This is a genomic window from Streptomyces sp. KR55, assembly GCF_052245645.1.
GTDB classification, from domain to species: Bacteria; Actinomycetota; Actinomycetes; order Streptomycetales; family Streptomycetaceae; genus Streptomyces; species Streptomyces flavusporus.
Window position 1 is genome coordinate 1 of the sequence record NZ_JBQQCE010000276.1, and the last position, 12,722, is coordinate 12,722.

Consider the following 12,722-nt stretch of genomic DNA (forward strand, 5'->3'; position numbering starts at 1 on the left):
CAAGATGTCCAACTACCACCTCAAGAGAGCCGAGCACCGGCACTGGCCCCAGCCGACCCGGACAGCCACCGACGCCGTCGTGATCCACACGCCAAGACCACCAGACCCGTAACGCAACGGCATTGGCCCTAGTGCCGCATCAGGCAACGTTCGCCCTCGACGACGACACGTAGGCGCCGGTCGTCGGCGTGGCGGTTGCGCCAGATGATGTAGCGGCGGATCATGCTGCCCTGCTCCTTGTGATCGGCGTGGTCAGTGCTGTCGAGGGTGAAGTAGCGCAGAGCCGTGAACTGGGCCTCGATGCGGTTCAGCCAGGAGGAGTTGGTCGGGGTGTAGGCGATCTCGACGTTGTTCGCCGCGGCCCAGGTGCCGGCCCGCTGGCACTTCTTCGTGGTCAGGTGCGGGGAGAAGTTGTCGCAGACGATCGCGATGCGGATCTCTGGCGGGTGCAGGCTGCGCAGGTAGCGGCAGAACTCCAGGAACTGGGTGCGTTTCTTGACCGGTTTGATGTGGCCGTAGAGCTTGTCCTTGGCCAGGTCCAGGGCGGCGAACAGGTGCCGTACTCCGCCGTAGCGGTTGTAGGTCGCCCGCCGCCTGCGGCGTGGTTCGCGGCCGGTGTCCTTGTGCTTGCCGCCGCGTTCGGCCCACTGCCGGCCCGGGTGGGGCATCAGGTTGAGAGGTCCGAACTCGTCCATGCAGAAGACGACTTCGGGCTCGCCCTCATCGGGTATGACCTCGCCGTCGGCGATCGCGTAGAGGTGTTCGACGCGGGCCTTCTTGGCCGCGTAGTCGGGGTCGCGGGAGGTCTTCCAGGTCTTCAGGCGTTGAAAGGAGACGCCTTCCTCGCGGAGCAGGATGCGCAGGCCCTCGTGGCTGATGTCGTCGACCACCCCCTCGGCGACCAGGAAGTCCGCCAGCTTGGTCAGGCTCCAGGTCGAGAACGGCAGGTCGTGTTCGGTCGGCTTGGACTTGGCGATCTTCTTGATCTCGCGCCGCTCGGGCAGGGTGAACGTCTTGGGCCGGCCGCCGGAGTACTTCGGATACAGCGAGTCGAAGCCGTCGGCGTTGAAGTTGTGGATCACATCGCGGACCCGGTCCGCGCTGGTGAACGACACCTGGGCGATCTTCGCCACGGGCATGCCCTGGGCGGACAGCGGCACCATCTGGGCCCGCCGCCAGGTCACCACCGAGCCGGTGCCCCTGCGGATGATCCGCAGCAGGCGCTTGCCCTCGTCGTCATCGATCTCGCGGACGCGTACTCGTTCTGCCACCCGGACAGCCTGGCGGGACGGCGCTTGCCGGACCAGGATCCGAACGGTGCGTCACGTCACAACAGGACGAAGGTTCTCTGATGCGGCGCTGGATCGGGCTCGCGAGGGGCACGCCGACCCGTTCGATGCGAGCTTGTGGCGGGACGGTCGCTGAGGTGACTTCGGTTGGTCAGCCTGCTGTCGGGCCCTGCGGGTCCTCCGCTCGCATGAACCCGTTGCTCCGTTCCACTTTCGCCACATGCAGCGTGTAGCTCTGGTACCACTCGGCTCGCCCGCGCTTTTGCGCTGCGCGGTGCTCGACGTTGGTCCGCCACTCCGTGAGGGCGTCGGCGTCGCGGAAGTAGCTGACGGTGATGCCCAGCCCGCCAGGAGTCTGCGCGTGGTCCATCCCCAGGTACCCGGGGACGTCCTTCACCAGGTCTTCCATGCGCGCGTTGGTCTCGCTGTAGCCGCTCTGGTCCTGGGTTCGCACCGTAGTGAAGACAGCCACGTAGTAGGGGGGTTCATAGGCCTCGACGGGCGCGACAGGCGCTTCCGAGTGATCGCTCATGGCGCCACCGTAAGGCGGGATGCGCCCAACGATCCAGCGCCTTTCCTGAACGGGATACATAAGGGATCGGGTTCTTGACCAAAGCTGTCTGAGCTCTCCTCCAGCTCCCGGAACGGCCACGAGCCTACCGGCTCACAGAACGGCGCGAGGGACGGGAACACTAGGGCGAACGTTGCCTGATGCGGCATTAGCCATGGAGATCTGCCTCCAGTCGTCGGTGTTGTGCTCAATGGCGAGGGCGGCCACGTCGGTCCACTCGATGGGAAAGGCTGCGAAGCCTCGATCGACCCACGGACCGGTCGCTGTGCTTCTTGCTGCTGTTGCACGATGTGCAAGCGGGTGCGAGGTTGCCGGGCACGTGCCGGTCGCCAGGGGCGGCCCGCCCTGGTTTGGCGGCTGGGCGTCGGAGCGACACGGGCGCGAGGATTTCGGGGTGGGCCAGGGCTGGGATCGCGCAGGCCGCTGCGCGCGGTTTCAGGGATAGCCCGGATCGCCATCGCGGGGGCTGCATCACCCCATAGGGTGATGGCGCCCGAGACTCTGACCGGCCAGTCTTAGATTCGTGGCCGGTCGATCGGCCAGCGAGTGGCGATCGACCGTGAGGTGCGGCCACGGGATTTGAGATCCCGCAGGACGCGGACGGGATCAGGTTTGTGCCATGTCCACGAACCGCGAATAGTGCCCTTGGAAGGCGACCGTGATCGTCGCCGTGGGGCCGTTACGGTGCTTTGCCACGATCAGGTCGGCCTCGCCGGCGCGGGGCGACTCCTTGTCGTAGGCGTCCTCGCGGTGGAGCAGGATGACCATGTCGGCGTCCTGCTCGATGGAGCCGGATTCGCGCAGGTCCGAGACCATCGGCTTCTTGTCGGTGCGCTGTTCGGGACCGCGGTTCAGCTGGGAGAGCGCGATGACCGGGATCTCCAGCTCCTTGGCCAGTAGCTTGAGGTTTCGGGACATGTCCGAGACCTCCTGCTGGCGGCTCTCCGCTCGCTTCGAGCCCCCTGACTGCATCAGCTGCAGATAGTCGATGACGACGAGCTTCAGATCATTGCGCTGCTTGAGGCGGTGGCACTTGGCGCGGATCTCCATCATCGACAGGTTCGGCGAGTCGTCGATGTAGAGCGGGGCCGCCGACACGTCCGGCATCCTGCGCGCCAGCCGCGTCCAGTCCTCGTCCGTCATCGTGCCCGAACGCATGTGGTGAGCCTGTCTCAGTAACGGGTAACTGGCCGGGAGGTCGTGATCGGCGTGGGATCGGTCGCGGTCGCCCGGTCGGCGCCTGTAGGGCCGATGAGCGGGTCGGTCGGGCCGGGATTTCGGCCCGCTGTGGCCGGTGTGGCCGGCTGGTCAGTCGGCCGCTGCGGCGAGGCCGCTCGTTCCGGCGTGGCGGAAGATCTTGCGGAGGTTGTGGCAGGCGGCCAGTAGTCGCCACTCGCCGCGGGCGCCGTCTTCGCCGCGCAGGAGGAGCTGGCGGCCGTTCTGGCAGGTCATGATCTGTCCGAAGACGGGTTCTCGGTGAAGTTGGCCTGCGCCTTGGACTTGGGCCGGGCCTTGGCGGCGGCCGCCTCGGCGGCGTCGGTGACGGCCTGCTCATCACTGGTGCCGGCGCGCTCCTGACGCCGACGTTCCTTGTCCTCGGAGTGGGCGCGGGCCTTATCGGCGGCCTCGGCCTCGATCTGCGCGCGGGCGGCCTGCAGCTTCGCCAGGCGCTTCTCACGCCGGTCCAGCTCGGCGGGCAGGTCCCTCTCCTTGCCGTCCACGCCGAAGACCTGGTCCTCGGCTTCGTCGGCGGCCTCCGCGGCGGCCAGCAGGGTCTGGGCCTGCGCTTCCAGCTGGGCGATCTCGGCCTCTGTCGGCTCCTCCTTGTCGACCAGGCGGCCGTAGCTCATCGCCTTGTGCTTGGAGGCGCTGGCCTCCAGCTTGGTGCCGTCCAGGGCGACGCGGCCCATCTTGATCATGCCGAGCTTCTGGGCGAGGTGCAGGGACTGGGTGAACAGACCGGCCAGTGAGCCCAGGTGGCGGCGGCGGAACCGGGCGATCGAGCGGAAGTCGGGGGCCTAGGCAGTTTCGTTTGGATCAGTGGGGCGTTGATCTGGGCATGTCGCTGACTGACGCCCAGTGGGCGCGGATCGAGCCGTTGCTTCCGGACCGGACGCCGAAGCGGGGTGGCCGTTGGCGGGATCACCGTGAGGTGATCGACGCGATCGCCTTCAAGTTCCGGACGGGAACGCAGTGGGTCCATCTGCCGGAGAAGTACGGGAACTGGCGAGGCGTCTACAACCGACTGCGGATGTGGGCCGTCGATGGCACTTGGGAGCGGGTGTTCACGGCGCTGATGGCCCACAGGCCGACGCCGACAAGGAGCTTGACTGGGTCGTCTCGGTGGACTCCACGATCGTGCGCGCTCATCAGCACGCCGCCGGGGCCCGCAAAAGGGGGCACCAGCGGCCGAGCCGCACGACCACGCCATAGGCCGGTCGCGCGGGGGACTTACAACGAAGATCCATCTTGCTGCCGACGGCCGCTGTCGTCCCCTCGCGTTTGTCCTGACCGGCGGCCAGGCGGGCGACGCACCCGCCTTCATGGACGTCATGGCCGGCCTCCGTGTACCGCGTCGCCGCGGACGGCCCCGAACCAGGCCTGACGTAGTCATGGCCGACAAGGCGTATTCCTCCCGCGCGATCCGCGACCATCTGAGCAAGCGCGGCATCCGTGCGGTGATCCCCGTGCCAGCAGATCAACGTGGCCATCGGCTGCGGCGGGGCAGCCGGGGCGGGAGACCACCGACGTTCGACCGCGAGACCTATAAGCAGCGCAATACCGTCGAACGGTGCATCAACCGCCTGAAACAGTGGCGCGGCATCGCCACGCGCTACGAGAAGACCGCGACCATCTACCTGGCCGGACTCCATATTGCTGGGATCTTCCTCTGGTCTGCCTGCTGACTCAGGGAAGCTGTGTGGTGTCAGCTGACGTGGAACGGTACACCCATTGTCAGACGCTGCTGGCAGCATCACCGCTATGAACGCCATCCGTACCACCCCGCCGCGGCCGTTCGACGTGACCGCGCTCTTCCCTCAACTGGCCCCGCTGGCGCGCACGGCGACCCGGCTGCACCCGCGCCCCGGCTCGCCGACCGTGCACGACAGCTCCGTCGGCGGGCCGCTCCTGTGGCCCGCCGACGAGCCGTGGCCGTACTGCGACGAGCCGCACGACAGCCGCGCGGCTCGTGTGGTCCATTCCCCGGCCGACATCCGGCTCCTGCGCCGCGACCGCGCCGCAGCGGCCGAGCGGCTGCGCCATGACCCTCAGGCACCCGAGTGGACCCCCGAGGAACTGGCGACCTGGGAGCGGGTCAAGGTGGGCCGCCCGTGGTTCGACGGCCCGATCCCGCTCCTCCCCGTCGCCCAGCTCTACGCTCGCGACGTCCCCTTCCCGTGCCCGCCCGACGCGGACCTCCTCCAGGTCCTGTGGTGCCCCTTCGACCACGAGATGGCCCACCCCCGAACAGCCCTCTTCTGGCGCTCTTCCGCCACCGTCACCGACGTCCTCGACGCACCGCCCGAGCCGCCGATCATCCAGTCCGCGTACTACCTCCCGGAGCCGTGCCTGTTCTCACCCGAGCAGGTCACCGAATTCCCCAATCCCTTGGAGCTGAACAAGGAGCTTCGGGACCAGCTGGACGACATGAGCCGCTGGGAGACGATCGACCCTGCGCTGTACAGCGCATACGCGGACGACCCGGGCGAGCTCTACCTGAACAACCTCTGCCACGCCCCCGGCTGGAAGACCGGCGGCTGGACCCGCTGGAGCCCCACCGACCCCGTCGACCGCCCCTGCCCCGAGTGCGGCACCGAGCAGGTCCCGCTCCTCACCATCGCCTCCTCGGAATGGGACGGCGGCAGCGGGACTTGGATCGCCGAGGAGGAACGGATGCCCCAGCCCCCGCGTCCCTTGGGGGAACCGGACGGCAACTTCACCAAGATCGACATCACCGGCGGCAACAACCTCCAACTCCACGTCTGCCCGGCATCCCCGGAACATCCGCACATCGAACTACTCCAGTGAGCCCTCGCGGAAGTCCTCCGTGCCGACGCGTACGCCACAATCGGCACCGCGATCGACTCTCCAGTCAGCAGCCTTGGCCAACTACCAGATGATCCAAACGACGGGCCCTAGCCGGCGGCCAGGAACCGGAATGCGACGTCGTCGGTGCACTTGCGCTCGATCGCCCGGGAGGAGCGCACCCCGGTGGTGTAGCCGTAGATCAGCAGCCGCACCATCAGCCGGGGATCGTAGGGCGGGTAGCCGCGCTTCTCGGTGTAGTCCGCCAGGACCGGTCCGAGGTCGAGCACCTCGTCGACCAGGTCGGCGACGAACCGGGCCAGGTGGTCCTCGGGCAGCCAGTCGTCCAGCGACGGAGGCAGCAGCAGGACCTGGTGCGGGTCGAAGGCCCGAAACGTCTTGTCCACCGCCGCCGGACGGCCCCGAGACCGCTTCTTCTCGACCGGCCCGGCCTCGAACAGTCCATCCCCACCACGCACATCGTGATCATCTCGCATGAAAGATCGCGAAGCGCCAGCGGGTCGCCGCCGGGTCTTGGTGCGTGGCAGTGGTCAGCCTTGCTGGCGGAAGTCCAGCATGTAGAAGACCTTGTCGTAGCGGCGTTCGCCGACGGCGACGAAGTCGGGCAGACGGCCGTATTCGGTGAAGCCCAGCGACCGGTAGAGGTGCAGGGCATTGGTGTTGTCGCCACGGGCGTCCAGGGTGAGGACCTCGATACCCGCCTCCCGAGCGTCAGCGATCAAGGCGGCGGTCAGCGCCCGACCGACACCACGACCATGGGCAGCAGCATCTACCGCGATCTTCTCCAGATCGGCGTGTGGCCGATGGGTCGGCCGGGCGTAGCGGAGCCAGTACCCCAGCCCGACAAACCGACGGTCGAGGTAAGCGACACGCAGGGCCGCATCCCCGGCCTGCACCGCAGAGACGACATGGCCGAGAAGTTCCGCCACCTCATCCCGTGAGAGGACGGTGACCGTGCGCCAGCTGAACCAAAAAAACAGCCCGACACTTCACAAAGTTCCGGATCCGCTCAGCCGGCAGTTGTTGCCTGGTGGGCGGCCCGAACTGTCCGCCGACTGGCAGACCATCGAATGGCGGCACTGAGGCCCGCCCTCGCCTCGAAACTTAGCGGGATCAGGCCGGATCGACGAATATGTCGAGCGCGAGATCACCCTCATAGTCGGCAGGGCTGTAGACGGACAGGTCGGTGACGCCTTCGTCCGACAGGACCTCGTCGTCGATGAACAGGTTGGCGGTGCACTTCCGCGCGTCACGAGTGAGGACGGCGTACGCGGCGTCAGCCATGATCCGCGGACTACGGGCTTGTCCGGCGCCGCCGACCACGTTGCGTACGGCGGCTGTGTCGATCAGGGTTCGCGGCCACAGCGAGTTGGCGGCGATGCCGTCGGCGGCGAACTCCTCGGCGAGTCCGATGGTGCACAGACTCATACCGTACTTCGACAGCGTGTAACCGAGATGCTTCCCCACCCAGTACGGCGCGAGGTTCAGCGGCGGGGAGAGCGTGAGGATGTGCGGGTTGTCCGCCTCGCGCAGGTGCGGGATCGCGGCCTTGCTCAGCAGGAACGTGCCACGCGTGTTGATGTCCTGCATCAGGTCGTACCGCTTCATCTCCAGATGCTCCGACGACGACAGGTCGATCGCGCTGGCGTTGTTCACCACGATGTCGATGCCACCGAAGGCGTTGACCGCCGCGTTGACGGCGGTGCGCACATCGTCCTCATTGCGGACGTCACCGACGACGGCCAGCCCCCTGCCGCCCGCGCGCTCAATCTCGTCGACGGCGGTGTGGACCGTGCCTTCGAGCTTCGGGTGCGGCACGGCTGTCTTGGCGAGCAGCACCACGTTCGCACCGTCGCGGGCCGCGCGCAGGGCGATGGCGAGGCCGATGCCGCGGCTGCCTCCCGACATCAGGACGGTCTTGCCGGCCAGCGTCCGTGTCATGGTCGAACCTCCAAGATTGATTGCGGGTCTAATGATATGTGGCGCTAATGATATCGTCCACGCATGACTTTCTCTCCCGCACGCCAGAGCGACCGGCTCTACCACGAACTCCTCGCCCCCGAAGAGACACAGTCCGTTCGCGCTGCCGTGCGCCGGATCGCGGAGCACGAAGTGGCTCCGCACGCCACGGCGATCGCGAACGGCGACTAGCGCACGGACGGCTTCCCCCGGCAGGTGTTCGACGCGCTCGCATCGGCCGGGGTCTTCCGGATCCCCTTCCATGGCGAGGTCGGCGGCGACGGTCTGACCCACCCGGCGACCGCCACCGCCGCGGCCATCGAGGAACTGGCCTACTACTCCAGCAGCGTCGCGGCCGTCTTCGACGTGCACTGCATCCTGGCGGGCAACGCCCTGCGGCAGGGCACCGAGAAGCAGCAACAGCGATGGCTACGAAGGGTCGCGGAGGGCTCAGTGGTCGGAGCGTTCGCCACCACCGAGCCGGACGCCTCCAGCGACCTGTCTCCGCAGGCCGTTCAGACCGAGGCCATACGCACCGAGGCCGGCTGGGTGCTGAACGGCCACAAGCGGTGGATCTCCAACTCACCCGTCGCCGGGTTCGTGGTGGTTCTCGCCCGGACCGGCACACGGCTGAGCATGTTCATCGTCGACACGGCACTTCCGGGCGTGGAAGCCGGCCTTCCCGACCGCAAGATGGGCAACCGCGGCCAGCTCACCGCGGACATCCGCTTCACGGATGTACACCTGTCCGACGACGACCTCCTCGGTGGCGCCGAGGGACACGGACTGCGCCATGCGCTGTCCACTCTGACCTACGGCCGGATCGGCATCGCGGCAGCCGGGGTCGGCATGGCACAGGCCGCCTTCGACCACACCGTGGCCCACCTGTCGACGCGGCACGTCTTCGGCAAGCCGGTCGCCGCCAACCAGCACTGGCAGTTCCTGCTCGCCGAACGGGCCACCGAGATCGACAACGCCCGCACCCTCTGCACCAAGGCCGCCCTGCGCCTGGACGCAGGCAACCCGTTCCCGGAGCCCGAGGCCGCGATGGCGAAGTACTACGCAACCAAGCTGTCCGTGGACATGGCACGCGACGCCGTCCAGGCCTTCGGAGGCCTCGGCTTCGCGCGCGAACTGGGTGCCGACGGCAGCCCCGGTCCCGTCGAGGCGATCTACCGGGACAGCAAGATCGGCGAGATCTACGAGGGCACCAACGAGATCCAGAAGTGGGTCATAGCACGGCAGATCTTCGGTCGGACCATCGTCGGCTGACGGCCCCGCACATACCCTGCCCCGCGAGCCTCGTTCTCTGTGCAGGGAGATCCCTTCCCCGGTCCGGCCGCCCCAGGCTCTCTCGTACGATGGACCCGGACCATACGTAGGACTAACCATGGGTGGGATAAACGATGTCCGAGGCTCCGCTGGTACCGGGGACAGTGGCCGAACACACGGTCTGCCTGCTGGTTAAACTCGGGCAGGTGGCGTTCAGGATCGCCGAGGTCGGCATCAGCGGTACCGGCTTGCGCGTGCGGCACTACAGTGTCCTGCAGGCCTTGGCGGACAACGGGGCCATGCCGCAGCTGGCGCTCGGCTCGTTCCTGCGCATCGACCCGGCGACGATGGTGACGAGCCTTGACGACCTGGAGCGGGCAGGATTCGCTGAGCGGACACGCGATCCGCAGGACCGACGTCGGTACGCCGTCGACCTCACCGACGACGGGCGCAAGGTCCTGGCCGACCTCAACCGCACACTCGTCGGTCTCGACAGCGAAATCCTCGCCGACCTGGGCACCACTGAACGGCACACGCTTCACGCCCTACTGGGCAGTCTCGCCGAGAGTCCCGCTTTCACCTCTATGTTCGACGCCGTCCGGGAGCAGAGCGGCGCGAAAAGGGCTTAACAACAGCAGGAGATCTCCCCCGGGCCGGAGCCTCCACCGATCCCGGAGCGATTCATGTTGCACCCATCGCGCCCAGGCTGAGGCCGAGCCCGACGACGAGCTTGGACGACAACAGCCGGTCCGTCAGTGTGTTGCGGGCGATCCCCAGATCCTCCTGGAACGCGTCGAACCGCCGGATCCCGTAGAACGCCTCAGGCGGCACCAACGGCGTCCACCAGTCCCGAGCAGATCCGTGGTCCGCGCGATCGAGCAGGGCCACTGCGCAAAGGATGTCCGCCTCATGACAGCCGGCATGGGCTCGTCCAGCCATGAGACCCAGCAGGTACAGCGAGAGCGGCCGATGTGCGCAACGTTGCATTCCGTCAATAACGAAGTTATGTACCCGCCATGAAACGTGACTTGCTGGGCAGAAGGCTGGTTGTCACCGGAGCAGCACGCGGCATCGGCGAGAAAATGGTCCGCCTGGCCGCCGCCCGCGGCGCTCGTGTGACCTTGATCGGTCTGGAACCCGATCGCCTGCGTGGCATCGCCGACGATCTGTGCCCCGCCGCTTCCTGGCGTGAGGCCGATGTGCGCGACGGCACCGCCCTACGGTCGGCGATCGACGAGGCCGCGGAGGTCATGGGCGGCATCGACCTCGTCGTCGCCAATGCCGGCGTTGCGGCGTACGGGACGGTGCGGCAGACGGACGAGGCGTCGTTCGAGCGGGTCATGGACGTCAACCTGAACGGCGTGTTCCGCACCGTCAAGTACGCGACGCCCCACCTGGAGCGCAGCCGGGGCCATGTGCTGGTGGTGGCGTCCGCGATCTCCTTCACTTCCTGCAGCTGCGGGAGCTGAACCAGCCGCTGTGGACACGCGACCGCGGACAGACACGTCCGACCCCGACCGGTGGAGTCGGCGCATGACCGCCGGCGGAAGCGATGCCTGGCTGGGCATCGACCTGGGGACTCAGGGCGTACGCGTGGTCGTCGCCGCGTCCGACAGCAGTCTGCTGGGCGAGGGCTCGTGCCCGCTGACCAGCCGCCGGGAGGACGATCGCCATGAGCAGCACCCCGAGCAGTGGTGGCGCGCGATCCTCACGGCGATCGACCGGGCACGCGCCGCGGGTGCCGACCTGCGTCGGGTCCAGGGGGTGGCCGTCGACGCGACCTCCGACACCATCACCATGCTGGACCGCCGTGGCCTCTGTGACACCAGCACTCATGTACGACGACGGGCGCGCCGCGGCGGAGGCAGAACAGGTCAACGCCGCCGGGGAGCAGCAGGGGGCCAAGGCCGGCTACCAGCGGATGCAGCGATCCTGGGCTCTGCCGAAGCTCCGATGGCTGCTCAACCACTATCCCCACGCCGCTGAGAACGGCTGGCGACTGGCGCATCAGAACGATGTCATCAACAGCAGGCTCGTCGGGCACGAGGTACCCACCGACACCAGCAACGCGCTCAAGACCGGCGCCGACGCCGCACAGGTGACATGGCCCGAGCCCGTTCTCGCCGCGTTGGAGATCCCCCGCGTGATGCTGCCCGACCTGGTGCTGCCCGGCACGGTCATCGGCCAGGTCTGCGCCGCGGCCGCTGCCGAGACCGGGCTCAGCGAAGGCACCGCCGTCGTCGCCGGGATGACCGACGGCTGCGCGGCACAACTGGGCTCCGGCGCGACGGCCGTCGGCAGTTACTGATCTCTTCGGAGTGTTGTCGGGTGACGTGTGCTGATCCCTGCGGTAGGCCGGTGGTATGCGGTACGCGCAGGGTGGCGGACTGACCGCGGAGCGGCGGCGGTTGCGCGAGCGGATCCGGTACGAGGCGGGTGAGCGGTTCGCCCGCGGTGAGAAGACCGCGGTGATCGCGAAGGATCTCCGGATCAGTGAGCGGTCGGTGGAACGCCGGCGGCGGGCCTGGCGGGAGGGCGGGATGGACGCCCTCGCCTCCACCGGGCCGCCGAAACTGCCCAAGCTGTCGGAGGGCCAGTTCGCCGAGTTGGAGAAGGAGCTGGCGCTCGGTCCCGCTGAGCACGGCTGGGAGGACCAGCGGTGGACCCTGGCCCGGAACCGGAGCGCTGATCGCGTGGAAGTTCCAGGTCGACTGCTCGATGGCGGCGGTGTGGCGGCTGCTGCACCGGCACGGCTGGTCCTGGCAGTGTCCCGCCCGCCGGGCTGTCGAGCGTGACGAGCACGCGGTCGAGCTGTGGAAGAAGGATGTGTGGCCGCAGGTGGAATGACTGCGGCGGCGCTGGGAGCGTTCATCGTCTTCGAGGACGAGGCGGGGTTCTCGATGACACCGCCGCGGGCCCGCACCTGGGGCCGGCGTGGCTGCACGCCGGTGGTGCAGGTGCGCGGCCGGTCCTGGCGCCGCTGGTCGATCGCCGCGATGTGCTGCTACCGGCCCGGCGAGGCTTCCCGGCTGATCTACCGGCCCCGCCAGCACCGCAAGCACCGGGGCACCGGACGCAACAGCTTCTCTTGGAGCGACTACCGCGACCTGGTCGTGCGCGCTCACCTCCAGCTCAAAGCCCCCATCGTCCTGATCTGGGACAATCTCAACACCCACCGTGCCGCCGGGATGCGCGAGTACGCCGCCAAGCACGACTGGCTCACCATCGTGCAACTGCCCTCCTATGCACCGGACTTGAATCCGTGGAGGGCATCTGGTCACTGTTACGGCGCGGTCCGCTCGCGAACACCGCCTTCACCGACGACGACCACCTCGAACGCACCCTCCGCCGAGGCCTGCGACACATCCAACAACATCCCGACCTCATCGACGGCTGCCTTGCCGGCACCGGACTCATCCTGACCCGCCACCCGACAACAATCCGAAGAGGTCAGTAGCGGTGGTTTGTTAGGGCGGGTTCAGGTAGGGGTTGAGTCGTTGGCCGTGGCTGACTGCGTCGATCAAGTCCTGTAATGCTGCTGGTGGGGGCGTGCTGGACCAGGCTTTCCACCAGCGTTGCAGCAT

General features: G+C 67.8%; 10 protein-coding genes and 9 pseudogenes. 11 read left to right on the forward strand and 8 right to left on the reverse strand.

Annotation, left to right across the window (positions count from 1 at the left end; translation table 11 throughout):
- Positions 1 to 139: 139 nt before the first annotated feature.
- The 4 genes and pseudogenes from ACTWQJ_RS32430 to ACTWQJ_RS32445 all read right to left on the reverse strand — a co-directional run.
- Positions 140 to 1,271: pseudogene (locus tag ACTWQJ_RS32430) on the reverse strand (IS630 family transposase).
- Between the two features lie 169 nt (positions 1,272 to 1,440).
- Entirely contained in the window at positions 1,441 to 1,821 is a 381-nt protein-coding gene (locus tag ACTWQJ_RS32435; protein ID WP_443310082.1) for an antibiotic biosynthesis monooxygenase family protein, read from the reverse strand.
- A gap of 645 nt (positions 1,822 to 2,466) precedes the next feature.
- Positions 2,467 to 3,024, reverse strand: a pseudogene (locus ACTWQJ_RS32440) (DnaB-like helicase C-terminal domain-containing protein); the annotation flags it as partial.
- 144 nt (positions 3,025 to 3,168) lie between these two features.
- Positions 3,169 to 3,878: pseudogene (locus tag ACTWQJ_RS32445) on the reverse strand (transposase); the annotation flags it as partial.
- 41 nt (positions 3,879 to 3,919) lie between these two features.
- On the opposite strand from ACTWQJ_RS32445, the pseudogene ACTWQJ_RS32450 reads away from it, so the two are divergent.
- Together ACTWQJ_RS32450 and ACTWQJ_RS32455 are read left to right on the forward strand one after the other, a co-directional pair.
- A pseudogene (locus tag ACTWQJ_RS32450) lies at positions 3,920 to 4,766 on the forward strand (IS5 family transposase).
- A gap of 76 nt (positions 4,767 to 4,842) precedes the next feature.
- Entirely contained in the window at positions 4,843 to 5,889 is a 1,047-nt protein-coding gene (locus ACTWQJ_RS32455) for a hypothetical protein (RefSeq protein ID WP_443310083.1), read from the forward strand.
- Positions 5,890 to 6,002: 113 nt separating this feature from the next.
- Here the strand turns inward: ACTWQJ_RS32455 and ACTWQJ_RS32460 are convergent.
- Both ACTWQJ_RS32460 and ACTWQJ_RS32465 read right to left on the reverse strand, forming a co-directional pair.
- Positions 6,003 to 6,293 (reverse strand): annotated as a pseudogene (locus ACTWQJ_RS32460) (transposase); the annotation flags it as partial.
- A 144-nt stretch (positions 6,294 to 6,437) separates the two neighbouring features.
- Positions 6,438 to 6,848: pseudogene (locus tag ACTWQJ_RS32465) on the reverse strand (GNAT family N-acetyltransferase); the annotation flags it as partial.
- A gap of 13 nt (positions 6,849 to 6,861) precedes the next feature.
- Here ACTWQJ_RS32465 and ACTWQJ_RS32470 point away from each other — a divergent pair.
- A complete protein-coding gene (locus tag ACTWQJ_RS32470) occupies positions 6,862 to 6,990 on the forward strand; it encodes a hypothetical protein (protein WP_443310084.1) in 129 nt (42 codons plus the stop codon).
- Between the two features lie 30 nt (positions 6,991 to 7,020).
- Here ACTWQJ_RS32470 and ACTWQJ_RS32475 read toward each other — a convergent pair whose 3' ends face one another.
- Positions 7,021 to 7,848 carry an SDR family oxidoreductase gene (locus tag ACTWQJ_RS32475; protein ID WP_443310085.1) on the reverse strand — a complete coding sequence of 276 codons (828 nt, stop codon included), beginning with the start codon at positions 7,846 to 7,848 and terminating at the stop codon, positions 7,021 to 7,023.
- Between the two features lie 63 nt (positions 7,849 to 7,911).
- Between ACTWQJ_RS32475 and ACTWQJ_RS32480 the strand changes: the two genes are divergently transcribed.
- From ACTWQJ_RS32480 to ACTWQJ_RS32495, 4 genes and pseudogenes are all read left to right on the forward strand, one after another.
- On the forward strand, positions 7,912 to 8,058 hold the full coding sequence (locus tag ACTWQJ_RS32480; protein ID WP_443310086.1) for a hypothetical protein: 147 nt from the start codon (positions 7,912 to 7,914) through the stop codon (positions 8,056 to 8,058).
- A 15-nt stretch (positions 8,059 to 8,073) separates the two neighbouring features.
- A pseudogene (locus ACTWQJ_RS32485) lies at positions 8,074 to 8,304 on the forward strand (acyl-CoA dehydrogenase family protein); the annotation flags it as partial.
- Between the two features lie 15 nt (positions 8,305 to 8,319).
- Positions 8,320 to 9,138 carry an acyl-CoA dehydrogenase family protein gene (locus tag ACTWQJ_RS32490; protein WP_443310091.1) on the forward strand — a complete coding sequence of 273 codons (819 nt, stop codon included), beginning with the start codon at positions 8,320 to 8,322 and terminating at the stop codon, positions 9,136 to 9,138.
- Between the two features lie 206 nt (positions 9,139 to 9,344).
- Positions 9,345 to 9,767: a MarR family winged helix-turn-helix transcriptional regulator gene (locus ACTWQJ_RS32495; protein WP_443310087.1), complete on the forward strand. Its 423-nt coding sequence runs from the start codon at positions 9,345 to 9,347 to the stop codon at positions 9,765 to 9,767.
- 52 nt (positions 9,768 to 9,819) lie between these two features.
- On the opposite strand, the gene ACTWQJ_RS32500 is transcribed toward ACTWQJ_RS32495, so the two are convergent.
- The gene (locus tag ACTWQJ_RS32500; RefSeq protein WP_443310088.1) at positions 9,820 to 10,026 is read right to left on the reverse strand and encodes a hypothetical protein; all 207 of its coding nucleotides are present in this window, start codon (positions 10,024 to 10,026) and stop codon (positions 9,820 to 9,822) included.
- A 128-nt stretch (positions 10,027 to 10,154) separates the two neighbouring features.
- Between ACTWQJ_RS32500 and ACTWQJ_RS32505 the strand changes: the two genes are divergently transcribed.
- The 4 genes and pseudogenes from ACTWQJ_RS32505 (at position 10,155) to ACTWQJ_RS32520 (ending at position 12,595) form a co-directional block, all read left to right on the forward strand.
- Positions 10,155 to 10,607, forward strand: coding sequence for an SDR family NAD(P)-dependent oxidoreductase (locus ACTWQJ_RS32505; protein ID WP_443310089.1), 453 nt, complete (start codon positions 10,155 to 10,157; stop codon positions 10,605 to 10,607).
- 64 nt (positions 10,608 to 10,671) lie between these two features.
- Positions 10,672 to 10,887, forward strand: a pseudogene (locus ACTWQJ_RS32510) (FGGY family carbohydrate kinase); the annotation flags it as partial.
- A 70-nt stretch (positions 10,888 to 10,957) separates the two neighbouring features.
- The gene (locus ACTWQJ_RS32515; RefSeq protein ID WP_443310090.1) at positions 10,958 to 11,446 is read left to right on the forward strand and encodes an FGGY family carbohydrate kinase; all 489 of its coding nucleotides are present in this window, start codon (positions 10,958 to 10,960) and stop codon (positions 11,444 to 11,446) included.
- A gap of 55 nt (positions 11,447 to 11,501) precedes the next feature.
- Positions 11,502 to 12,595, forward strand: a pseudogene (locus tag ACTWQJ_RS32520) (IS630 family transposase).
- Positions 12,596 to 12,722: the final 127 nt, after the last annotated feature.